The following is a 21,582-nucleotide window of genomic DNA, read 5'->3' on the forward strand; positions in this document are numbered from 1 at the left end:
ATCGAGATGGGCGAGAAGCCGCCATAGAAGAAGCCCGGCCGCGCGGCCGGGCTTTTCGTTTTACGTTCAGCAAGGGTTTTTAAAGATTTGGCCACGAATTTCGCCGTTCGGATTTTGTTCCGTATGCACGTTGACATAGGCGTTGTTGTTTTTGATTTCGCGGACCAAGTCGGCAATCGTTCTGCCGCTGAGCGGCCCCATCAGGTTGGCTGCGGTTAATCGGCCCGTAACGACGCCTTTCCGTACGGTGATGCCGAAGGGCGAGTCGCCGAACAGGAAGGCGACGACGGGGCCGTTCACCCCTTTCGGCCCAAGATGGATGTGGGCGGCCGTGACCCTTCGAATGTCGCGGACCGTCAGCTTGAAGAACAACGCGTCGCCCGCGCGGTTCAGCTGAAACAGCGTGCTTCCCGTCGCGTTGGTCCTGACCGGCGGCACCTCGTTCTTTCCTCTTAAAATTGCCGTAAACTTTCTCATGTCTTCACCTCGCAATGGTTGATAGAGTATCGTATTCCGAGGCGATAGCAGGCGGCTTGTACATCTGCCGCAAGGCGAGCATGGATTTTTTGGCCCGGCTATGTATTTGACCGGGAGAATAATTGTGGACGAGTTCATATTGGCACAAGATTCGTTTTTGGCAGGATACTGCCAATTGGAAACGAATTCTTATTTAATATTGTTTTCCGGGAGCGGAGAGTTCCCCGGAAGTCTATCGTCGGCGGCAGCGACGGCATCGATGAACTAAAGGCGGTGGGCATCATTCGGATTTCGTTCAGAGCGACATACGTACGCATTTTTTTGTTGAGCTGCATTTGCTTTTCGATCGTGATCGTTCCGTTTTCGCTCTTTTTGGCGAACCGCTTTTCGGATTACGCGTACGAGCAGATCGGGGCGTTCAACCGGGAAGCGATCCGCAAGTCGGTGGAGCGGACGGAATTCGTGCTTTCGAAGCTGAAATCGTACAGCTTGAACATGTATGCGGAAGCGCTCCGGGCGCTGACGAAATATTTGTCGACCGAACCGTATATTGAAGACGCTTTCTTGATCCATACCCGGTTCGAAAAATCGATATCGAATTTCCGCAATCTCGCGGCAGGCCTCCCGGCTACAAGCTTACGGACGGAAAATACGGCGCATTGGATAGGAATGACCCGGCATGGGTAGGGCATCTGCGCGGAAAAACGCGCGAAGTCGTATTCGATCTAAGGAAGAAAAAGTCGATATGGAGGATAACCGCTCATTTTTTTCAAGATTATCCTACGAACTCGATCCTCGTGCCGCTGTCGGTATCGATGTATGTTTCCAACGATAAGAAAAATTGGGGACTCCTTAACCGATTTTGGCGATATTGACGGCAGCGGTTCCTTAAATTTCAACGACTCTGTCGCAGGCAAAGAAAAAGCGTTTGAAAACAGGAAAAAAGCGGTGTAGTGGTGGCTGGATCAGGTCCAGCAAAGATGGAAGGCTGCCCGCTACTCCAATCTTGAGCTTGTCGGCATATACTGGATGCCGGAACAAATCGACGTATCCGAATCGGGACCGGACATGGTTCGCATGGTGACGGAATAAGTGCATGCCATGAATGATAAGGTTTTCTGGATTCCACACTCCTGGGCTTACAAAATGTTTATGTGGAAAGACGTCGGGGTGGACGCTGCCGCCTACCAGCCGAATTACTTCTTTGGCGGAATGGATTCCGACCGTCTGGAAGATGCTGCGAATAATGCAAAGCGGTACGGGATGGGAAATGAAATCGAATTTGATGACGGGATGCTGACAGATCGCGTACTCCGCGAGCGGTTTATCGAATACTTGGACAGCGGCGTTAGAACTGGCCTGATGAAAAATGGTTTCAGAGCTTACTATCAAGGTAATAATGCAGTGTACAACTTGGGGGTAAGCAAGGATCCGAGCTTGCGTTTAATGTATGACTGGCTGTACCAGTATTTGAACGGAACGTACGCCATCAACAGCAGCCCGGCGCCAGAGACGATGACGGAGCTTGTACGGCGTTATGTCGCGTCGAAAGAAATCAAGCCGGCTTTTGGCAAAGAGTTGTCGTATCGATTGCAGATCATCAATCGTCTTCTGGATGAAAACAAGCCGAAGGATGCCGTAACGTATATGCAGGATTTTCTCGCGCACATTCATGACCCGGCCGTCCAAGCGCAAGGGTTGATTTCTGCCTCGGCAGTATCGGTGCTTGATTCCTACGCACAAGTTCTCATTCACGCCTGGTCTGATGGTTGGGGCCTTAGTAACCTGGTACTTGGTCAAAGTTATACGATTTCCAAGCCGGCCGCAAATAACTATTCCGATTCCGGAAATGAGCTTACCAACGGCCAATTCGGCATTGACGGCATGGCGAAAGGAGCCGTAGTTTCGCCGACGACGCCGTAAATAGGAAGCGAAGTGACGGACTTGCCGGGGAAGCCGAATCCCCGGCTTTTTTTTGATTTGATTTTTGGGGGTTGACATTAAAAGGAAGACCGGATAAACTTGTTACATACCAACCGAATGTATGAAAGGAGAGGGCGAATGGCAAGAAATAAATATCCGGAAGAAACGATCAACCAAATCGTGACCGTGGCGCTTAACCTGTTCATCCAAAAAGGATACGAGCAGACCTCCATTCAGGATATCATCAACGAACTGGGCGGGCTGACAAAAGGGGCTATTTATCATCACTTCAAGTCGAAGGAAGAGATCATGCAGGCCGTTACCGACCATTTGTTCAAGGGCGTTGACGAGATGTTGTCCGGCGTCCGGGACGACAAGGAGCTAAACGGCCTGGAGAAGCTCCGCAAAATTTCCCGCGTCTCCCTCAACAATCCCGCCCAAAACGAAGTGGCATCGGCGACGCCGAACCTTTTGCGCAATCCGAAGCTGCTGGCGGCCCAGATCGAGCACATCGTCGAAATAGCCGTACCTGTCTATATCCAGCCCATTATCGAACAAGGTATGCGAGACGGCTCGATCCGAACCGACTATCCAAGGGAGCTTAGCGAAGTGTTGTTGATTCTCACCAACCTGTGGCTGAACCCGGCAGTCATCGAAACGTCGCCCGAGAAAATGTTGCGCAAGGTAAGGTTTTTCGATGAAATATTGAAAGGCCTGGGGCTTGAGATGTTCGATGAGCAAATGTTTCAACGATTCGAGGAACTGTTTCGTTTGTCAGCTAGAGAAGTCAACATAGATAACTAAACTGCCGAAAGGCAGCTTATTTTTCAACATTTACATACCATTGGTTGGTATGTAAATGGTTTAAAACAATAGGGCTAATAATAAAGTAAAGAGAGGGAAACAAAATGAAAAAGATGATGGAGCAAAAGAACAGCGGCTTCTCCGAAACAGGGCTGCGCAGAATGCGCGACGTGCTGGCAAGACATGTCGATTCCGGGAAGATTCCAGGGCTCGTCGCCCTAGTCAGCCGGAACGGCGAGACGCACGTCGAAGCGATCGGCACGATGCGCCATGATGACGGCGCGCCGATCCGAAGGGACACGATCTTCCGGATGGCGTCCACTTCCAAGATGGTCGGGGCCGCGGCAGTGATGATCCTGCTCGACGATTGCAAGCTGCATCTGGACGACCCAGTAGACAAATGGCTTCCCGAACTCGCCAACCGGCAGGTGCTGAAACGACCTGACGGCCCGCTGGACGAAACCGTGCCGGCGCGGCGGCCGATCACCGTGCGGGACCTGTTGACCTCTACGTTCGGAATCGGAGTGGATCTGACGTTGATGGGCTCCCCGATCCAGAACGCGATCTTCGAGGTGGGGATTTACGACACGCCGCAAGAGGTATTGCCCGAGCCGGATGAGTGGATGCGCCGCCTGGGTACACTCCCGCTGAGCTATCAGCCCGGAGAGAGGTGGCAGTACCACATCAGCAACGAAGTGCTCGGCGTACTCGTTGCCAGGGTCACGGGACAGACATTCGAGACGTTCCTGAACGAACGCATCTTTGATCCGCTGGGGATGAAGGACACCGGCTTCTACGTGCCCGAGGGCAAGATTGACCGGCTGCCGCCCGCCTACATCCCCGATCCTCAGACCGGAGGGTTCATCGTGTGGGACGAGGCCGCAGGCGGACGCTACAGTAAGCCTCCGGCGTTCCAAGCAGGCGGCGGCGGACTGCTCTCAACCGTCGATGACTATGACGCGTTTTTACGGATGCTGCTGAACCAAGGGATGCACGGGACCGAACGGATCCTGTCCCGGCCCGCCGTCCAGCTGATGACCACGAACCGCCTCACGCCCGAGCAACAAGCATTCCGAGACGACTTGGCAAAAAACAACGTCCATTTGTCGTATGGCCAAGGGCAGCACGGCGGCTGGGGCTTCGGGATGGCGGTGCGCACCTACCGCGGCGACTACGCTTCCATCGGTCAGTTTGGCTGGGACGGCGGAAGCGGCACCTCGGCGTATGCCGATCCGGACAAACAGCTCACCGGAATCCTGCTCACCCAGGTCGGGATGTCCGCCCCGAATTCGGCGCATCTAATCCACGATTTTTGGACCATGGTCTATCAGGCAATCGAAGACTAACACCGGGGTTTCGATCGATCAACTTGGCAGCATGTTCCTCGGCGTTCTGCACACGCAGCCACGGTAGCAACTTCGAGATCATGAAATTTCCATAAGTCGATTTTGTAATGATAAGCTTGCCACTAGCTGGTGAGCTTATTTATTTTTTCGATCAATGGCGTATTACAGTAACGGCAGGATAGTTCAATGAATGCACGAATATTTAAAAAGTTCAGTTGTGAGCAAAGTTCGATAATATAGCGCTAAATGAATTACAGGAAAATACTACAATATCAACACCTTCCGGTTAGAAATCCTATCACCCCGGCATCTAACTCCTATGGACGAAGGAGGGAAAACGTTGCAAGCGGAAAAGCAGCCAAACTCCGAGCAGGAGCTCGTGGCCAGGGCAAGGGCAGGCGACCCGGATGCCTTCGGCGAGTTGGTGCGCCGGCATCGGGCGAAGGCGGTCGGCGTGGCGCAGATGCTGACCCGGGATACGTATTTGGCCGAGGATATTGTGCAGGAAGCGCTGGTGAAGGCTTTTCTCAAGCTGGGTTCGCTCGTGGACGAGAAGCGCTTCGCCCCGTGGTTATCGCGGATCGTGCGCAACGAGGCGTACATGAAGCTTCGCCGGGGAGGCCCCCATGGCAAGGAGCGGCCGTTCACGGCTTGGACGGGATTCTCCCATCGCGGGGGGGCCGCACCATCCACTGTAAGCGACGCTACGGCAGTCCGCTTTGTACAGCGGAAAACGGAACAGCTGGACATCGATGAGGTTTTGTTTCGACTTGGGCAAAGGGCGCTCGAGTCGGCACAACAGGCGACCGACCCGTCGCAAGCCTTGTTGCGTAAGGAGCTGATTGACGGCATTCGAAGCCTGCTGCATTGTCTGACGAGCCGCGAGCGAGACGTATTCGAACGTTTTTTCCTGGATCGGCTACCGCCTCAGGACATCGCCGTGCTGCTCAATACCTCGGTGGCCAGCATCTACAACAGCATCTCCCGCGCCCGAACGAAGGTACAGCACGAAAGACTCCGCGTCCATGTCAGCATGTACATTGAGAAGCGAAGGGAACTCGGCAAGCCGAAGCGAAAGCTGCTGGCACCACCGAGCATTCGGATCGCATGGAAGGGTGATGAGTAGTGGCAGGAAGTCCAAGAAACGATTTTACATGGAGCCGCAATACCGATACCGAGAGCATTTATGGCCTAATACAGTACACAGACAAAAAGGATCTGTCCCGCACGGACATCATGGGCTTAACCGCGCATGCGTTCCGGATCATCATCGATCGCGAGGAGGTTGAGGTCGGCAGTTATTCCTTTTTCGATTGGCAGCTGCGGCACGCGGAAGCGCTGCGGAATCTGGGTTTTACCGTACGGACGACCGGAAGGCAGAACCATGTTTCGCCGACACCGGAGGAGCTCGAGACGGCACTGGAGATGATCCAGACGAGTCTGGACGCAGGCATCCCGGCATTAAGCTGGGACCTTTTCATCCCGGAATGGGGCGTCATCTACGGTTACGATGACGAGACCCGCATGCTGCAATGCCGCGATGTTCGCCGCGATAGCGAAATGCCCTATGAGAAGCTGGGCCGCGGCGAGGTGACGGAGCTATATCTGCTGACGATCACAGACTCGAAACCCGTCGATCGTCGAACGATGCTACGGGGCGCGTTGAAGCTTGCGCTTGAGCATGCGCATGTACAGCAGTTTCCGGCGGAGGAGAGCGCAGGACACGCCAACGGCCTGGCTGCGTTCGATGCCTGGATACACGCCTTTGAGCAGAGGATGGCCAATCCGTTCGGCAATGCCGTCAATACGGGCAAAGTTTGTGATGCGCGCGAATTTGCCGTACAGTTCTTGCAAGAGTTGGCGGACAACGGAACGGAGCCGGGCGAAGAGTCGCTGCGCCAATTGGCTCGCCAGGCGGCAGCGCAGTATGCCATCGTCGCCGGCAACCTGTCAATTATGCGTGACATGTTCCCGTTCCCGCACGGCGGTGTTCCTGGGGACGAAGCTGCGGCGACCCGGTCGATCGAACTGCTGAAGGAAGCGAAGAACGCGGAGACGGAAGGCATCGCTCTGCTTGCGCAGATGCTGGAGTTGCTGGAAAGGGAAGCCAAGGCGCCCGTTAGCAAGCCGGGAATTTAAGTCATCTTCTAAAGAAAGAAACTGTGAATGATGGATTCCACATGACTCATTAAGCTAAACGATTCAATGCCAACAGCAGCAGTCTAAGACTCTATTATTCCATGTCTTAGTCCGCTGCTGTTTATTTTTTGTCCAGTCCAATCCTTTATTTTCTTTGGACATCTACGCCGGTTATCCCATTCAGCCGCCGAGCGTCGTCCCGGTTTCGAGGAACGTCTTCATGCCCGAGAGCACGATCGGCACGCCGTTCTCGAGAATGCCCGCGGTGGCCGCCGCCCGTTCGAATTCGTCGTGCACGACGGTGACGAGGGTCACGCCGGGAAGCTCGGCATGCGGGTCGATCTCCCACGTCATGCGAGAAGGGGCGTCGTTCTCCGTTCCCGGCAGCGAAACGAAGCGCCAGCTCAAGACGAGCCTGCGCGGCGGATCGATGGCGAGAATCGTCCCTTCCGCCTTCTTCTCCTCGCCGTTCCACAGCTCGAAGGGGGATTCGGCCTCCCAGGCGGAACGGATGGCGCAGTCGAACCAAAACTTCGACGTCTTGGCCGGGTCGGTAAGCGCCTCCCATACTTGCTCAGGTCTGGCTTTGATGGCAATCCGGTTCACATGGCGGGGTTTGTTGTCCATATGCGTCTCACGCTCCAATTCGTTTTGAAGGGCGGTCAGTCCGATCGCCCATGGCTCCGCGTACTTGCTCACCCACCGGTCGTAAATTTGGCGGATGGGCACCGCGTTCAAATAATGCAGCTTCTCCCGGCCAACTTTTCTCGTCGTGATGAGACCGGCCTCCTCCAGGATGTTCAGATGCTTCATGACGCCGAATCTCGACAGGTCGAGCGGGGCGCAAAGCTCGCTAAGCGACCGCCCGTCCGAAGCGTGAAGCTGATCGAGGAGCGTGCGGCGGCTCGGATCCGCAAGCGCCTTGAATATGTCGTTGTTCAATCGCGAACGCCTCCAATCGGGCAGCCCGAATAAAAGATGCTTTGCCCCTCTTGACATGTTACCAAATGGTAACGTATCATCAAGGTAACAAAAGTGACTATATAGTCACATGTTACCACAGCCAAGTCTGTTTGTCAGCCGGCGGCAGGCAGACCCGAGTATGCAATGATTCTTATTGATAACGAAAGGTGAGATCGAATATGAAAATAACATTGATCGCGGGCAGCAACCGCACAAACGCAGCCAGTACGCAGCTTCTTCGGTACGTCGAGACTCTGTTGAAGGCCCGCGGGCTGCAAACAAATTTCCTGGATTTACGGCAATTGACTTTGCCGCTGTACTCGCCCGACAGCGAGGAGCTTCACCCGAACGCCCGGCTCGTCGCGGAATCGGTCGCGGACAGCGACGGCCTCGTCCTCGCCACCCCGGAATACCACGGCTCCGTGTCGGGCGCGCTGAAGAACGCGCTGGATTATATCAATGCGGGCCAAGTCGCCGGCAAGCCGGTCCTTTCCGTCAGCGCCGCGGGCGGTCCGGTAGGCGTAAGCTCGCTCGGGCACCTGCAGGCGATCGTGCGCAATCTTCACGGCATTAATTGTCCGGAGTGGATATCGGCGGGCTACGGGACGAACGGCTTCGGTCCGGACGGCGCGCCGCTGGACGAGGGCTTGCGAAGCCGGATCGAGGGCGCGGTCGCGAATTTCGCGGAGTTGGTTCAGAAGCTGAAGGCCACAGCCGCGACGGCGAACTGACGGTAAACGAAGCTTATTTTTTTCGTCGATATGTGACCTAAAGGTAACGTGTATTACTTAATGGCAATAACGAAACAACGAAAAGGAGCTGTTAACGAATGAACGCGACGGAACGAAAAAACGCGGAGGCCGTATCCGCGTACATGGAACGGGCGTCCCAAACCGGCGAGCTGCACCGCACCGATCAATTTTTTGCCCCGCAAATCGCGGAGGCGTTCACGGACCGGGTCTATGCGGTAGACGACCTGTTTGCCCAAGGGGAGAAGGTCGTCGCCAGAATCTTGATTACCGGCAAGCATACGGGCGAATTCGCGGGCCACGCGCCGACGGGAAGAACCGTGACGGTCACCCACTTCCGCGAGTTTCAAATGGCGGACGGCGAAATGATCCGGAACTCGGGCTGGTTCGATACGGGCACGCTGCTGCCGCAGCTCCAAACCAAATAACCGAAGAAAGGCGAGGATGGATGATGCAAACGGCGGAGAAGGACAATAAGGAGACGGTTGCCGCATTTATCGAGGCGTTCTGGAACGACAGCGATCTGGACTGCGCGGACCGCTTCCTGTCGGACGATTACGCGGAGCTCAGCTACCAGTCCAAGGAAGGCTTGAAGCAATTCGCCGCAACGATTTTGGGCGCGTTTCCCGACAAACGTTACACGGTGGAAGAAATGATCGGCCAAGGGGACAAGGTGCTCGTTCGAATGACCGTAAAAGGGACGCATCTCGGGATGTTTTTCGGAACCGCGCCCACGGGCCGTACGATCGACGTTACGCTTTACCGGCAGTACCGGGTAGCGGGCGGCAAAATAACCGAGCACCGCGGCTGGATCGACATGGTGACGATGTGGCGCCAAATTCGCGGGGAGTAACGCCTGCCGCTTCATACTTGGCTGACCGCGAGGATAGGCCGGCTGACTTACTCAGCGCCATGAGGCGCTGAGTTTTTGTTGCGAACCGGCTTGTCGTATAATAGCGGTAAAAGCAGAGGAGAGGTTGGTCGCATATGGAAACGAAAAGGATAGCGGCGGAGCGGGCGGTCGAGTACGTGGGGGACGGCATGGTCGTCGGACTCGGCACGGGCTCGACCGCGTATTGGGCCATACAAAAGCTGGGCGCGCGCGTCAAGGAAGGGCTTCGGGTGAAGGCGATCGCCACGTCGATCGAATCGGAGGCGCTGGCGAGGGAGCTTGGCATCCCGATTCTCTCGTTCGCCGACCTGGCGGGTGAGATCGACCTGACCATCGACGGGGCGGACGAAGTCGACGCCGACAACCATTTGATCAAGGGCGGCGGCGGCGCGCTGCTGCGCGAGAAGATCGTCGCGAAGGCGAGCCGCGAGCTGATCGTCATCGTCGATCAGAGCAAGCTCGTCGACCGTCTCGGCGATTTCCCGCTGCCCGTCGAAATCGTGCCGTTCGGCTGCGAAATGACGCTCCGGCACGTAAGCGAGCTCGGCTGCAAGCCGGTGCTGCGGACGAGAGGGGACGAGCCGTTCCGGACGGACAACGGCAATTACATCGCGGACTGCGCGTTCGGCGCCATTCATGACCCCGGTCTGCTGGAGACTCGGCTCAACGGCATTCCGGGCGTCGTCGAGAACGGGCTGTTCGTTGGAATGTCAAGCAAAGTGATCGTCGGCTGCGGGAACGGCGACGTCGTCGAGCGGTAACGCGGCCACCGATACTTCCGAGGAGACGGCAGAGCGGCAGACGTCGCTGACGGACAACGGGCTTTGGAAGTCGATTCCCGCGGTTAAGGAAGGCCGCGTCTACTGGCTGAACAGCAAATTCAACGATGACGACCCGATTACGCTCGATCGGCCTCTGGACGAGCTCGTAACCGTGATGAACGCTCCGGCGCGGCAATGACGCTGAATGTTTCTAAAGCCCCTTGGCCCCATGCGGACCAAGGGGCTTTGCCGTGCCTCCGGCAGACCGTTGCCGCCTGCTGGAAGCGGGTATACTGTTAGGGAATGCCGGGTAACACCTAGTTCCCGAATTTTTTGGCGCAGCATGAAAAATATCGGCCCGCTCGGTTGTATTTCTTGTGAAAGGGGGACATAAGGTGCACGATTCATCTGAGCTCAATGAATCCGTCCGCAAAGCCGTTGTCAACTACTCCGACAGCCTGGTGAAGATCGCCTTCGCCTATCTCAAAAACGTTGCCGACGCGGAGGAAGTGGCGCAGGAAACGTTCCTCGCCTATCTCCGGAAGTCCCCCGTCTTTGAGAACGCCGAGCACGAGAAAGCCTGGCTGATCCGGACGACGATCAATAAATGCAAAAACCTGCTAAAGACGGGCTGGTTTAGAACCCGGAGCCCCATGCCGGACAACCTGTCTTACCTTCCGAAGGATGATTACATGGTCCTGCAGGCTGTATTGTCCTTGGAGAAGAAATACCGGATTCCGATTCACCTGCATTATTACGAGGGCTATTCGCTCGATGAAATAGCGAACCTTCTTCATGCCAAGCCCGCGACCGTAGGGACTTGGCTGGCGCGCGGGCGAAATCAGCTGAAAGGAATCATAGGAGGCGATACGTGAAGATGAAGAAATCGGATTACCAGTCGGCCATGTCCAAAGTGAAGACGAGCGAAGATTTTCAAGAGCGCACGCTGGAGCGGTTGAGCCGGGAAGGGCTGGAACAACCCGATAACGATAATGGAAAAGGGGAGAATTCGATGAAAACGGCGAATCAAGCGGCAAAGAAACATAAGGCGGTCGCATGGGCGGCGGGCATCGCGGCATGCGCGGTATTGACCCTCGGCATCTATGCGGTCAATCAGACCGGAAGCGGCGGCACCGTTCCCGACCCGGCGGTCACGAACGCGCCGGGCGGCGGCGTCGTGGATGGGGGCGCCAAGCCGCCGGCAACGTCGGCGAAGCAGCGGGTGAACATCGACGGCGTCATCGAAGAAGTGAGCGCCGACGGCCAAAGCTTCCGGATCGGCAAGCTATGGGTTACCGTAACGGAGAACACGACCTACGGCATTACGGGCCCGAACGCCCCGGATCCTTCCGAGCAGCTGGTCAGCAAGGAGTTTAAAGTGGGCAATAGGGTGTCCGGCTTCACGTCGGGCGATATCGCGAACGGGAAAGTAACGGCCGACGCGATCTTCAACAATTTTTAAAGCCAGCCTGAGGCAAGCGTAAACCGCATCCTTCGAAGGATGCGGTTTTTTGATGTGTCTCGCGAACCGCGCCCGTCGAAGGCTGCGGTGCAAAGTTAGTTTGGTTCGCGTATGAGGCGAGAGGCTTGTTCGGACGGCCAAATTTTGTGTATGCTCTTGTGAGAAGCTAGTTTGTTCGAAAAGAGTGAGGCAGAAGGGGATGGGCGAGTGCGAATGAACGGATCTAGGCCATGGATCGAAGCAAGCTTCGCGGAAATCGCGGTTGATCCCGATTGGAGGAGAAAAGGATGTTGATTGGAGATAACGCCGCATGGTGAAGAAGTTATCGCCGGCGCTGCTGTACGCGGCTGCAAGCGTATGCGTTTATTTGTACCGGGACGGGATACTGGCGTGGATCGGGAGCCGGGAGACCGTCCTTCCCGTTGCGCTCGCCGCGGTTCTGACCGCCTTGTTCCCGGTGATCCCTTATCCCGTCGTCGGCGCGGTCATCGGGGCGGCGTACGGCCCGGGGATCGGGGGCGCGCTCACTTGGGCCGGCTCCGCGGCGGCTTCGCTGCTCATGTTCGGCTTCGTCCGGTACGGCTACCGCGACGCGGGGCGCAAGCTGCTTCGGCGCTCCGGGCGGCTCGACCGGTTCACGCAATTGTTCGAGCGCAACGCTTTCCTGATGATAGTGTTCGCCCGGCTCCTTCCGTTCATCCCTTCGATTGCCGTCAATGTATACGCGGCGCTCGGCCGGGTATCCTTTGCCATATATGCCCTTGCTTCTTCGCTCGGGAAAGTGCCGGCCGCGCTGCTCTTCGCCGTCATCGGCGACAGCCTGATGCTGGAGCCGGGGAATATCGCGGCCGCCGCGCTCATCTACGGCGCGTTTCTGGCGATTACGCTGGCAGGGTATCGGCGGTGGACCCGCAAATCTTCCGCCAAGCCGAGCGACATCAGGGAGGAACGTTCATGAATTACGAAGAACGGCGGCCGGCGGATGCTCTGGCCCCGCATATCAAATGCGTCTGGCGGTTAAACCGGGCCTACCGCGCGAACGAAGTCGGGGAGGTGCTATGGCCCGACGGCTGCCAGGAAATGATTTTTCATTACGGAGCCTCTTATTCGGTGCAGGGGCGGCCGCTTCCCCGCGCTTTTTTTATCGGCATGCTGTCGCGGTACCATCATCTGTACGCGGAGGGCGAAGTCCGGCTGTTCGGCGTCCGGCTGCTCCCTTGGGGACTGGCCGCGCTGTCGGACAAGCCGGTCCGCGGCTTTAACGACCGATTCGTTCCGCTTGGGGACGCGCTATCGTCAAGACAGGCCGCGCTGCTGAGCGAGCTTGAACGCGAGCTGGAGGACGCGACGGACCTGGACGCCGCCCAGCGGCTGCTCGAATCGTTCCTGCTCGGGACGCTCGCGCCCGATCGGTCGGACGAGCGAATGATCCGCCCCCTGAACCGGCTGTACCGCGAGCCGGTCGCAAGCGACGTCGCGATCATCGCGAAGGACAGCGGCTACTCGCAGCGGCAGTTCGAGCGGAGGTGCGCGGAGCTGACCGGCCTGGCGCCCAAGAAGCTGAACAAGATCGCGCGCTTTAATCAGGCGAGGCTCCGGCTATTGTTCGATCCGGAGCTCGATTTGCATGAATGCATGCTGGAGTTCGGATACTACGACTATTCCCATTTTTCCAAAGACTTCAAGCAGTGCCTCGGCATTACGCCGGTTCAGTACAAGAACTGGGTGCGCCGCAGCGCGGCCAGGTTTCACGATTCCGGCGATGTCGTTTTTTTACAAGACGAGCGGTAAGCGGCCGTGCTACAGTGGCAAATGTAACCCGATCGAAGCCAAACAAGGAGGAGCTTAAAATGATCAAAAAAATCGCAACGACAGCCGTATATAACGAAGACCAGCAGAAGGCCAAAGCGTTCTGGACGGAGAAGGCCGGCTTCAAGCTTGTCCGCGAAACGCCGATGGGCCCCGGCGGCGCCTGGATCGAGGTCGCTCCGGAGGGAGCGGAATCGGCGTTGGTCCTGTATCCCCGGGCAATGATGAAGGGCTGGGAGTCGATGAAAGCGTCCATCGTCTTCGAGTGCGACGACATCAACGCGACGTACGAGCGGATGAAAGCGGGCGGCGTAAATTTCGAGAGCGAGCCGCAAAAGATGCAGTGGGGCAGCTTCGCCCAGTTTTACGACGAGGACGGCAACGCGTTTCTGCTAAAAGGAAATTAAAGCGGCATTTGCCGCCGCAGTCTCTTCCGCATCCAAGCGCGCCTTGCCGCATTCAGTAAGCTTTCAGTTACGCTTCAGGGATGGTTCAGCTTCGTTTGTTACCTTATAACCATCTTCCGAAGGACGGGAAGACAGGACGAATGCGTCAGGATAAGGAGAGATACGGCATGAATAGGAACAAGAATGCGGTCAAGCTCGCGGCGGCGCTCGTTGGCGCGATATTATTGGCTTCCTGCAGCGGCAACGCGGCCGTTCCGGCAGATACGGCGGCGGCGACGACGGCGCCGGCAAGTACGGAATCGGCTACCGCCGCAAGCGGCGTCCAGACGGCGGCCGCGGCGGTAAGCGCGGTCGCTTACGACGCGGATGACGAATATACGGATTGGGAGAGCGGGAATCCGAACTACATCGAGCTGAACGGCGACTCGGCCAGCGTCACCGGCACCGGGGCGGCCGTCGTCGGCAGTCAAATCAAGATCGCGATGCCCGGCGTCTACGTGGTCAGCGGCAAGCTGGACGACGGCCAGATCCTCGTCGAGCTGGAGCGGGAAGGAACGGTCCGGCTCGTCTTGAACGGGGCGGAGATCCGCAGCTCGGACAATGCGCCGATCTACGTGAAGCAGGCGTACAAAACGGTCATCTCGCTGGCGGAAGGAACGGACAACGTCGTCGAGGACGGCGAAAGCTACGCGAACGCGAACGCGGACGAGGACGAGCCGAATGCCGCGATTTTCAGCAAGGACGATCTGACGATCAACGGAACGGGCGCGTTAACCGTATACGGCAATTACAATAACGGCATGATGAGCAAGGACGAGCTGGTCATTACCGGCGGAGCGATTACCGTTCGCGCCGCGGACGACGGCATCGCGGGCCGCGACATGGTCGCGGTGAAGGATGGCACGATTACCGTGAGCGCGGGCGGCGACGGCATCAAGACGACCAACGACACCGACGCCGAGAAAGGCTATATCGTCCTGGAGGGCGGCAGCTACGCGATCGAGGCGGGCGCCGACGGCATGCAGGCGCAGACGTCGCTCGCCATCGCCGGCGGCCAATATACGATTACCACGGGCGGCGGCTCCGGCAGCGGCGTGAGCGATTCGCAAAGCGCCAAAGGGCTGAAGGCGGCCGCGGCCATCGCCGTCAGCGGCGGCACAATCGACATCGATTCGGCCGACGATGCGGTTCACAGCAACGGCAGCCTGACCTTGTCGGGCGGGCAGCTGTCGATTGCCTCCGGGGACGACGGCATGCACGCCGACGCCTCCATCACGATCAGCGGAGGCCGGACGGCGATCAGCCAAAGCTACGAAGGCGTCGAGAGCGCGTTGATTACGATAACCGGAGGCGACACGCGCGTGAAGGCCAGCGACGACGGCATCAATATCGGCGGCGGCAACGACGGCTCGTCCGTGGGCGGCCGTCCCGGACAGAACAGCTTCAGCGCGGACGGGAATAACGCGCTGCGAATCGAAGGCGGATTCGTTGCCGTCGACTCGGACGGAGACGGCCTCGATTCGAACGGCTCCATCGCCATGACAGGCGGAACGGTGATCGTGAACGGGCCGACGGCAAGCAATAACGGCGCGATTGATTACGACGGCACCTTCGAAATAAGCGGCGGACTGCTGATCGCGGCCGGCAGCGCGGGCATGTCGCAGGCGCCTTCGGAGCAATCGGCGCAGCATTCGGTCATGATGCAGTATTCTTCGGTGCAGCAAGCGGGCAAGCTCGTCCATTTGCAGGACGGGAACGGGAAGACGATCGCGACCTTCGCGCCAAGCAAGCCGTACGAGACCGTCGTGATCTCGTCACCTGATCTGTTAGATGGTGCGACCTATACGTTGTATGCGGGGGGAGCTTCGACAGGCAGCGAATCGGAGGGGCTCTATTCGGAAGGCGAGTATGAACAAGGGGATCCAATCGTCAGCGTGACCGTTGCGGATCCCGTGACGTATATGAACCAATCGGGCGTCACGAGCGCGCCGGCGGGAGGCCGAGGCGGAGGGATGAGGGGCGGCCGCTAGGCGCAAGCGGCCCAAGATACGATTCAAGAGGCATCGCCGATTGCGGCTTGATGCCTCTTGATCCTTTTTGCGTCGGCCGTTTCAAGATAAATGATCCTCCAATGCTTGCTGCAGCGTGCCCTTCGTGATCGCTTTATTCTCGAACGTAAGGCCCAGCCCGATAATTAACCGGACGACTTCCGCTCGCAGCCCGGTAATGATGACTTCGCAGCCCATCATCTTCACGCCGTCAATGACGTTCATCAGCTTGTGAATGACTTCCGGAGCCATATGAACGGCGCCCGACAGATCGATGATCAGCGTCTTGATGCGGTTCGCGCCGATTTCGTTAATGACTTTCTCCTCGATCGTAATGGACCGCGTGGCGTCGATCGGGCCGATGAGCGGCAGGATTGACGTGTGCTGCGTCAACGGGATGATCGGAACCGACAGATCCTCCACCATCTCGCGCTGCGTCCGGATCAAATCGTCCTTGAACTGCGAGTAGCTCATGAAGAGATGATTCAGAAATTGATCGATCAGCTCGTTGATCCGTTTCTCAAGCGCGAAAAAATGCTCTTTGGCTTGAAGCTCCTCTTTCCCGCGATTGAAATGGAAGAGGAAATCCCACATGACGCGCCGGACCGCTTGAATCCATTCCAGCTTAAAGGCGAGCGTAAGGGAATGCTTGGCCCACATAATGCCTTCCGTCTTGGCGAAATGGACGACCTCGTGCTCCCGGCCTTCCACGACGTAGAGCACGAGCTTGTGGGCGTTTTCCAACAGGTTGATATTGCCGATCCCCATAATCTCGTCGATTTTGTCCCGGACGTTCACGGCTTCGAGCAGCAATTGCTCTTCGAATTTATCCCGGTTGACGGTAAAAAAATCTTTTAATTCCGTTGTTTTCTGAAGCGTCAACCGAGGCTTCTCTTTCGTTTCCGCCGAACCGTTATCCCTGGCGAACGAAATTTTGAAGACGGTCCCGCTCTCCTCTTCGCTCTCCACTTCAATGAACCCGTTGTTCTGATAGATGACGGAAAAAACGAAGGTCAGGCCCATGCCGGTGCCGTTCTGCTTCGTCGTGTAGAACGGGGTTCCCAGCAAATTCAGCTTCTCCTTCGGAATGCCGCTTCCGCTGTCCTGGATGGTCACCGTAACCGTGTCTTCGGAAGCTTCGTGCCCGATGACGATCGTTCCTTTGCCTTCGATGGCTTCGAACGCGTTTTTCAGCAGATTGAAGAATGCCCTCTTCAGCTGGTTCTTCTTCCCGTTTATGTACGTGCCGGGGTTCTCCAGGTTTTTGATGACGGTAACCCGGTAGAATTGGTCCTGGAACAATTGGATGACCGAATTCAGCTCAACGGTCAAATCGAGCCGCTCGAACGGTTCCTCGTCCATGTCGGGCTTCGACACCTGGAGCAGATTTTGCAGGATGGCAAGCGCGTTATTGAGCTCGGCCTCGGCGATGGTGATGTAACGCTCTTCGTTTTTTTCCTTTAACAGCTGCAAAAAACCTTTTACCGCCGTCAGCGGATTTTTGACCTCGTGCGCGATTCCGGCGGCGATTTGTCCAACGGAAGCCAATTGGCTAAGATGCGCTTCGTTTTTCTTCTTCTGCTGCAACGAATCTTCTTTTCCCAACCCGGTAACCTCCAATCTCCTCGAAAGCCTGTTTCAGGCAGCCTATTCATCTGCATCACTACCAGTATATCAATTTTAGCGGATTGGGACTAACTGTATATGGCTAAATTGATAGACTCGGGCAGCATAAAAAAATAAAAAAACGACCCCGCGGGGTCGTTCTTCGTTACTGGCTTTGGTTCCAGGATTATCCGCCGCTTAACAGAAACAATCGGGCGGGGATTGCCCGCCGGACGGCTTCGGAGACGGTGGATCCTCCGGCTCCTCGAACGCGGACAGCGCATGCGTGGCGTGGCTGAGAACGGCCCCGGCCCGCGTCGAAGCGGCGACGAGGACCGCCTCGAATATTTCCTCCCGGGTGCCTCCGAGCGCCTTGCCTTTTTGGACGTGGACGTCGATGCAATAGGGGCAGCCCGTTACGTGAGCGACCGCGACGGCGATCAGTTCTTTCGTTAGCGGCGGCAGCACTTCGGAACTTTGATAGATTTCCTTCTCGAAGGACAAGTAGGCCGCGGCGGCACGCGGGGACAACGCCATGAGATCGGGAATGCGGCTCAGATTGGAGCGGTCGTAATATGGGTTCATCGGATAGCCTCCCTAAGTTCGGTTTAATGGATCTATACCGATCTTAGGGGATTACGGCGAAGTCTTCCGTGATAAAGTCACAAGTCACACGGCATGCTCCGCTATCGCGATCAGGATGCCGCGGTCCGTTACGGTAATCCTGCCCCTGCCGAGCGCGATCGCGCCTTGGGTTGCAAAGTCCTTCAAGATCCGGCTGACGACCTCGCGGGCCGTTCCGAGCTCGATGGCGAGCATCTCGTGCGTGACCGGCAAGGAGGGAAGGCGAGGATCCGCCGACGCTTCGAGCAAATATTCGGCCAGGCGGCTGGGGACGGGGCGGAACGCGATGTCCTCGAGCAGCTTCGTGACGTTCGTCATCCGCTCGACGATTTGCTTGTAGACGTACTGCCTGACCGGCTTGTATAGGTCAATCCAGCTCCGGAACAACGGGACGGGCAGCAGCAGCACGTCGGTGTCGGCCTCGACCGATACCGACGCCTCGTATTCGGTTTCGCCGAGAATGCTGGCCATCATCAGCACGCAGCATTGGCCGCCCCGCACGCGGTACAACGTGATCTCCCTGCCCGCCGGACTGATTTTATACACCCGAATCGCGCCGCTCATCATAAACATCGCATGCCGCAGCATGCGGCCTTCCCGGACGGCATGCGGGGTGCCGGGACCGGCGGTCACGATTTCGGCGGAGGCCCAGCCGTCGCCCGGGACGCCGGCGAAGCAAGGGAACAAGGAAGCGATTCGGTCGATTTGGGTTTCGTTCATGCTTGGAATGACTCCTTTACTCGAGTAAGCCCTTTAAGCGGCTCTCGCTCGATTTTGGTACAGGCGTTGATTCAGACTGATCTTCCCGATTTTCTTTGGCCATGCTACCATGTATTTGGGATTGCGGAAGAATTGTCCTGTCATTTAACAACAAATCATTGCGGGAGTGGGCGTTAAGTTGAACAGAAGCAAAAAAAGGTTATTTATGCTTTCGATATTCGCTATTTTAATAAGTTATTTCATTTGCATCTTTTTACGAATCACCTTGCATCCATTGCTGATAACCGAATTGAACGATTATCAAACGCAGTTCGTGCTTATACTCTATGTGCTGCTGTTTGCCGCGATCGGGTGGGGGTTCCGGCAATTACTGCGTAGACTGAAGCATAGAACGATACTATTGAAGTGCCTGTTTCCGGCGTTTATTGTTGGAATGATAACCGACTACGTTATTAACGACCAATACCGATGGTTCTCAGGGAGCTTTTGGTCGGATCTATACGACTCAACCATCATCTTATTTATGATGTACTATCTATCGCTCTTTTTTCTAATAAGCGTATCATACGACGGAACCAAAAACGAAAATAAAAGTTCCGATCAAGAGAAAAAGGAAGAAGATCGTTTTCATGCTAGACCGTCGCTCGGCAACGATCAGGATGAGCTGAATCGGGACGAGTTTGCGCGCCATATGGCCGGTATGCTGAACAAACGATTAGCCCGTCCAACAAACCATGCATTGACGATTGGGTTGTACGGGCCGTGGGGGACAGGCAAGTCTTCGGTATTCGATCTTATTGAAAATCACTACATGGATCAAAGCAAGGTGACGATTATAAGATTCCACCCATGGTATATGGGAAAGGATCAAAACAATATCATTCCCGAGTTTTTGAAAGTACTGATCAATAAATTAAGCAGCGAATATAGCCATGAAACGACTTTGCTCCGCTTGCTTTCGGATTACATGAAATATCTTACGCCGCTCAGCGTAAGACCGCCCGGGATGATCGTCAATTTTAAGGAGTTTACGAGCAATCCCGAATTTTCAAAAGACTATATCGATGCGCAATCGATGAGGGAGAGCATTATTGAAACGCTGAAGAGGCGAAGTATTCCTCTGCTTGTGTTCATTGACGATATTGATCGTCTGGATAATAAAGAAATTCAAATGATTTTTAAGCTTGTGAGATTAATTGCCGATTTTCCTAACACGACCTTTGTCATCGCGATGGATGAAGAGGTTGTGGCAAAGTCCTTGTCTCAGCTCTACTCCAAAGATTACGAAACAAGGACCGGACTAAAATATCTTGAAAAGTTCATCCATGTTCCGCTTTATTTGCCGCGAGCCGACCCGGTTCTCCTTTTCGGATTGCTGCTAAGAAAGCTTAAGCCTATTCTTGCGATGAACGGAGCCAAGCTTGACGAAGGATACTTATGGGACCTGCACGTGCAGTTTAGCTTCACGCCAAGAAATATCGAACGGCTGGTTAATATCGTACAGGTCCATCTTCCTCTGCTTAAGGAGGAGGTATATGTAGAGGATCTGGTTAGTCTGCTGGCTATTAAAATCGATAATCCGGAGTTGTTCGCCTGCATTTATAGCCACAGGAGCTTGTTCACAGGAGCTTTAAATGCAAAAAATCAGGAAAAACAAGCGGCTTTGGAGAAAGTAAAGAAGCAATTCGATAGTTATTCGCCTTGGCTGGAACGCATGTTTCCCGCTTTGCTGAACAAAGAGACGGTTGAAGGGGAACATAAGCTGAAACGCATAGGCTCCTATGTGCATTTTGAAACCTACTTTATGTATTCCGTGTCCAATCGCAAAATATCGCAGAGGAAATTAAACGCCTTTTACGAGATCCTTATTACAGGCAATCAGGAAGCGGCCGCGGATCTTTACGAGGCAATGGTTGTCGAGAGCAACCTCGAAGAAACGAATAATAAGATCAAATGGAATCTGGACCGTGAGCGGGACGAGCTTAACATCAAGCTATTGTCTTTTTTCCTTAATCGCTACGGAACGTCTCGCGCTCATTCTTCGGTCAAGGATCTTCGGGACGATTTAATGCGGATACTGCTTGAAGGCGAATCTGCAAAGAAAGTGTACTCCTTAATCATAAATCATCCGGATCGGTTGACCCTTGCGGCCGAAGCCTACGGGATTAGAGCTTCTGGCGACCCGGGTTTCAAAAATGATATCAAGCAATATGTTCGCGAAAACCTAACAGCCGACGCATGGTTTAACATGCACGATGAGCAGGCCAAAGCGGTCACGGACATTCTCAAGGATGGAGAAGAGAGGAAGGAGTTAAGAAAAAGGATCGAAAAGTGGTTTAAAGATAAACCTATTTGGCGAATCTCGGCCTTTCTGATGGGCAACCCGCTTGAGGATGAATTAATGCAATTACGGCAATACGCCAGTTTAATTACTTACATACCTGTGGATTATATCGAGCGAGATATAGAGAAGATTAAAAACGATAGGAACGATTCGGAAAGCAGCCTGTTATCTTTCGATACAACGAGTCGTTACCGGGAAATTCTGATCAAAGCGCACTATAGAAGTTACGATTACGCCGAAGAACGTCTTGAGGAAATGTTGAACAAAAAGAATGAAATATGGAGTGAGGGGTTTTTGAAATCACTCCAACAGCTAGCGGATCATGGTCTGCCCGAGCGTTCAATAAAAATAAAGGAACTCCTTCATCTTTTTAAGAGTCAAGAGGAAATGGAAGCGTCAGAAGAGAGTGAATCGATGTCCAATTGAACGTCTGATTCGCGCCGCTGCAGATAAAGAAAGCCCCGTATCCTCGATTTGTACGAGTGTACGGGGTTTTCTTATGGCTCCTG

General features: G+C 55.4%; 22 protein-coding genes and 1 pseudogene. 18 read left to right on the forward strand and 5 right to left on the reverse strand.

Annotation, left to right across the window (positions count from 1 at the left end; translation table 11 throughout):
* Positions 1 to 66 precede the first annotated feature (66 nt).
* Complete coding sequence (locus IDH41_RS19660) at positions 67 to 477, reverse strand: CHRD domain-containing protein (RefSeq protein WP_190864042.1); 411 nt, start codon at positions 475 to 477, stop codon at positions 67 to 69.
* 372 nt (positions 478 to 849) lie between these two features.
* On the opposite strand from IDH41_RS19660, the gene IDH41_RS19665 reads away from it, so the two are divergent.
* The 7 genes and pseudogenes from IDH41_RS19665 (at position 850) to IDH41_RS19690 (ending at position 6,689) form a co-directional block, all read left to right on the forward strand.
* Positions 850 to 1,164 carry a hypothetical protein gene (locus IDH41_RS19665; RefSeq protein WP_190864043.1) on the forward strand — a complete coding sequence of 105 codons (315 nt, stop codon included), beginning with the start codon at positions 850 to 852 and terminating at the stop codon, positions 1,162 to 1,164.
* A gap of 273 nt (positions 1,165 to 1,437) precedes the next feature.
* A pseudogene (locus IDH41_RS32170) lies at positions 1,438 to 1,884 on the forward strand (DUF4855 domain-containing protein); the annotation flags it as partial.
* Between the two features lie 108 nt (positions 1,885 to 1,992).
* Positions 1,993 to 2,400, forward strand: coding sequence for an FIMAH domain-containing protein (locus IDH41_RS32175; RefSeq protein ID WP_397328290.1), 408 nt, complete (start codon positions 1,993 to 1,995; stop codon positions 2,398 to 2,400).
* A 138-nt stretch (positions 2,401 to 2,538) separates the two neighbouring features.
* Positions 2,539 to 3,204, forward strand: coding sequence for a TetR/AcrR family transcriptional regulator (locus IDH41_RS19675; RefSeq protein WP_190864045.1), 666 nt, complete (start codon positions 2,539 to 2,541; stop codon positions 3,202 to 3,204).
* Positions 3,205 to 3,320: 116 nt separating this feature from the next.
* A complete protein-coding gene (locus tag IDH41_RS19680) occupies positions 3,321 to 4,550 on the forward strand; it encodes a serine hydrolase domain-containing protein (RefSeq protein WP_190864196.1) in 1,230 nt (409 codons plus the stop codon).
* A 340-nt stretch (positions 4,551 to 4,890) separates the two neighbouring features.
* Positions 4,891 to 5,676: an RNA polymerase sigma factor gene (locus IDH41_RS19685; RefSeq protein ID WP_190864047.1), complete on the forward strand. Its 786-nt coding sequence runs from the start codon at positions 4,891 to 4,893 to the stop codon at positions 5,674 to 5,676.
* A complete protein-coding gene (locus IDH41_RS19690; protein WP_190864049.1) occupies positions 5,676 to 6,689 on the forward strand; it encodes a hypothetical protein in 1,014 nt (337 codons plus the stop codon). Before IDH41_RS19685 ends, IDH41_RS19690 begins: the two co-directional genes overlap by 1 nt.
* 180 nt (positions 6,690 to 6,869) lie before the next feature.
* On the opposite strand, the gene IDH41_RS19695 is transcribed toward IDH41_RS19690, so the two are convergent.
* Positions 6,870 to 7,631: an ArsR/SmtB family transcription factor gene (locus tag IDH41_RS19695; RefSeq protein WP_190864051.1), complete on the reverse strand. Its 762-nt coding sequence runs from the start codon at positions 7,629 to 7,631 to the stop codon at positions 6,870 to 6,872.
* A 200-nt stretch (positions 7,632 to 7,831) separates the two neighbouring features.
* Between IDH41_RS19695 and IDH41_RS19700 the strand changes: the two genes are divergently transcribed.
* The 10 genes from IDH41_RS19700 (at position 7,832) to IDH41_RS19745 (ending at position 15,762) form a co-directional block, all read left to right on the forward strand.
* Complete coding sequence (locus tag IDH41_RS19700; protein ID WP_190864052.1) at positions 7,832 to 8,383, forward strand: NADPH-dependent FMN reductase; 552 nt, start codon at positions 7,832 to 7,834, stop codon at positions 8,381 to 8,383.
* 98 nt (positions 8,384 to 8,481) lie between these two features.
* Complete coding sequence (locus IDH41_RS19705) at positions 8,482 to 8,829, forward strand: ester cyclase (protein ID WP_190864054.1); 348 nt, start codon at positions 8,482 to 8,484, stop codon at positions 8,827 to 8,829.
* A 20-nt stretch (positions 8,830 to 8,849) separates the two neighbouring features.
* Positions 8,850 to 9,254, forward strand: a complete 405-nt coding sequence (locus IDH41_RS19710) for an ester cyclase (protein WP_223829879.1) — start codon at positions 8,850 to 8,852, stop codon at positions 9,252 to 9,254.
* Positions 9,255 to 9,388: 134 nt separating this feature from the next.
* The gene (rpiA, locus tag IDH41_RS19715) at positions 9,389 to 10,054 is read left to right on the forward strand and encodes a ribose-5-phosphate isomerase RpiA (protein WP_190864056.1); all 666 of its coding nucleotides are present in this window, start codon (positions 9,389 to 9,391) and stop codon (positions 10,052 to 10,054) included.
* A gap of 395 nt (positions 10,055 to 10,449) precedes the next feature.
* Positions 10,450 to 10,929 carry an RNA polymerase sigma factor gene (locus tag IDH41_RS19720; protein ID WP_190864058.1) on the forward strand — a complete coding sequence of 160 codons (480 nt, stop codon included), beginning with the start codon at positions 10,450 to 10,452 and terminating at the stop codon, positions 10,927 to 10,929.
* Positions 10,926 to 11,516 carry a hypothetical protein gene (locus tag IDH41_RS19725; protein WP_190864059.1) on the forward strand — a complete coding sequence of 197 codons (591 nt, stop codon included), beginning with the start codon at positions 10,926 to 10,928 and terminating at the stop codon, positions 11,514 to 11,516. Before IDH41_RS19720 ends, IDH41_RS19725 begins: the two co-directional genes overlap by 4 nt.
* 310 nt (positions 11,517 to 11,826) lie before the next feature.
* Complete coding sequence (locus IDH41_RS19730) at positions 11,827 to 12,474, forward strand: TVP38/TMEM64 family protein (protein WP_190864061.1); 648 nt, start codon at positions 11,827 to 11,829, stop codon at positions 12,472 to 12,474.
* Positions 12,471 to 13,307, forward strand: coding sequence for a helix-turn-helix domain-containing protein (locus IDH41_RS19735; protein WP_190864063.1), 837 nt, complete (start codon positions 12,471 to 12,473; stop codon positions 13,305 to 13,307). The genes IDH41_RS19730 and IDH41_RS19735 overlap by 4 nt, the downstream gene beginning before the upstream one ends.
* Before the next feature lie 59 nt (positions 13,308 to 13,366).
* Positions 13,367 to 13,732 carry a VOC family protein gene (locus IDH41_RS19740; protein ID WP_190864065.1) on the forward strand — a complete coding sequence of 122 codons (366 nt, stop codon included), beginning with the start codon at positions 13,367 to 13,369 and terminating at the stop codon, positions 13,730 to 13,732.
* Between the two features lie 167 nt (positions 13,733 to 13,899).
* The gene (locus tag IDH41_RS19745; protein WP_190864066.1) at positions 13,900 to 15,762 is read left to right on the forward strand and encodes a carbohydrate-binding domain-containing protein; all 1,863 of its coding nucleotides are present in this window, start codon (positions 13,900 to 13,902) and stop codon (positions 15,760 to 15,762) included.
* 81 nt (positions 15,763 to 15,843) lie between these two features.
* Here the strand turns inward: IDH41_RS19745 and IDH41_RS19750 are convergent, their stop codons facing one another.
* From IDH41_RS19750 to IDH41_RS19760, 3 genes are all read right to left on the reverse strand, one after another.
* On the reverse strand, positions 15,844 to 17,385 hold the full coding sequence (locus IDH41_RS19750; RefSeq protein ID WP_190864068.1) for an ATP-binding protein: 1,542 nt from the start codon (positions 17,383 to 17,385) through the stop codon (positions 15,844 to 15,846).
* A 198-nt stretch (positions 17,386 to 17,583) separates the two neighbouring features.
* The gene (locus tag IDH41_RS19755) at positions 17,584 to 17,970 is read right to left on the reverse strand and encodes a carboxymuconolactone decarboxylase family protein (RefSeq protein ID WP_190864070.1); all 387 of its coding nucleotides are present in this window, start codon (positions 17,968 to 17,970) and stop codon (positions 17,584 to 17,586) included.
* 84 nt (positions 17,971 to 18,054) lie between these two features.
* The gene (locus IDH41_RS19760; protein ID WP_190864072.1) at positions 18,055 to 18,729 is read right to left on the reverse strand and encodes a Crp/Fnr family transcriptional regulator; all 675 of its coding nucleotides are present in this window, start codon (positions 18,727 to 18,729) and stop codon (positions 18,055 to 18,057) included.
* Positions 18,730 to 18,907: 178 nt separating this feature from the next.
* Here IDH41_RS19760 and IDH41_RS19765 point away from each other — a divergent pair, with 178 nt between their 5' ends.
* Complete coding sequence (locus tag IDH41_RS19765) at positions 18,908 to 21,499, forward strand: P-loop NTPase fold protein (protein ID WP_190864074.1); 2,592 nt, start codon at positions 18,908 to 18,910, stop codon at positions 21,497 to 21,499.
* The last annotated feature ends 83 nt before the right edge of the window (positions 21,500 to 21,582 follow it).

Origin of the sequence: Paenibacillus arenilitoris, assembly GCF_014705655.1 — a bacterium.
Lineage (GTDB): Bacteria > Bacillota > Bacilli > Paenibacillales > Paenibacillaceae > Pristimantibacillus > Pristimantibacillus arenilitoris.